The sequence below is a fragment of the Skermanella sp. genome, assembly GCF_059503625.1.
This window is the reverse complement of sequence record NZ_JCACHA010000443.1, coordinates 1,331-2,358: the sequence shown is the minus strand read 5'-3', so window position 1 is coordinate 2,358 and position 1,028 is coordinate 1,331. Positions and strand designations below refer to the sequence as shown.

Below are 1,028 nucleotides of genomic sequence, written 5' to 3'. Positions count from 1 at the left end.
CATCCAGATTCCCCTGGGCCGTTGCAGCCAGAGCCTTCTTTGCGGACAGATCAGCGTTAGCTGCGGTCAGCGCGTCGGTCGCTTCTTGAATTTCCTCCGGAGTGCCGGTTTTGGTGAGATTGTTCAGGGTCCCTTGAGCGTCTATTACGTCTTGCTGGGAAGCCGTGACGGCCGCGTCCGCTGCCTGATAGGCTGCCTGCATGCTCGTTGCCTGCGCCTGTGCGGCGCTAAGAGCCGTTTGAGCCGCAGTCGAGACTGTTTGAATGTTCGTCAACGTTTGCTGAAGGGTCGCGCTCTGTGCCGTTGCGGTTTCCGCATTGGTGAGGGCCTTATCGAGTGCAACTTTGGCCGACCTGATCTCGGTTACACCCGCCATCAGCCCAGCGCCCGTCACCCCGGAATAGAGCAGGGCCGCGTAGATAGCCGCTGGATTGTCCAAGGTCTGGTCGACGATGAGGTTGGAAATGATGCGGGGATCAGCGTCAACGACCGTGCCGCCACCAAGACCCATCGATTGGGAAGGGGGCGTGCCCATCTCGGCATAGTTGCCATCCGTGAAGACAACTTGGCCTGGTGAGCCAGCACCGAACGTGATGCTATCGTCCGTCTCGTTCCGATAATAGGGATCTGTGATGCGCGGGAACGGGTTGTCGGCAGCGCCCCACTCCTCGCGCCCCGCAACCAAGTTGTTGTAGCTGCCGTCGACCGTGCGCAGGCCATAAGGCAGAAGCGGGTTTTCGACCAGCTCTGTCAGCGGCGTGCCGCCCGCATGTTTCTCGGCAATTTTGATTTGATCCAGGATGAACAGAAGGTCGTGTTTGACGAGGTTGACCATTTATTTAGCATCCATCATAAAAATTTGATGATTATTCACGCATGGGCTTTTTTATTTAAGTAAAGCCAGTAATGCGCGTGAGAATTCTTGAGGTAATAATAAGCTCAGACCAGAAGAAGGTTCTTAGCTAAAATTCTCAAAAACTCTTCATAAAAAAACTTTAAACCAGCGACGGCACGGATTACACAAATTG

1 protein-coding gene is annotated in these 1,028 nt (G+C 54.6%); it reads right to left on the bottom strand.

Going from position 1 to position 1,028, the window contains the following annotated elements:
• On the bottom strand, window positions 1–835 hold an 835-nt coding region (locus AC5JJ6_RS09720; protein ID WP_496041845.1), incomplete at its 3' end, for a hypothetical protein.
• Between the last annotated feature and the right edge of the window lie 193 nt (window positions 836–1,028).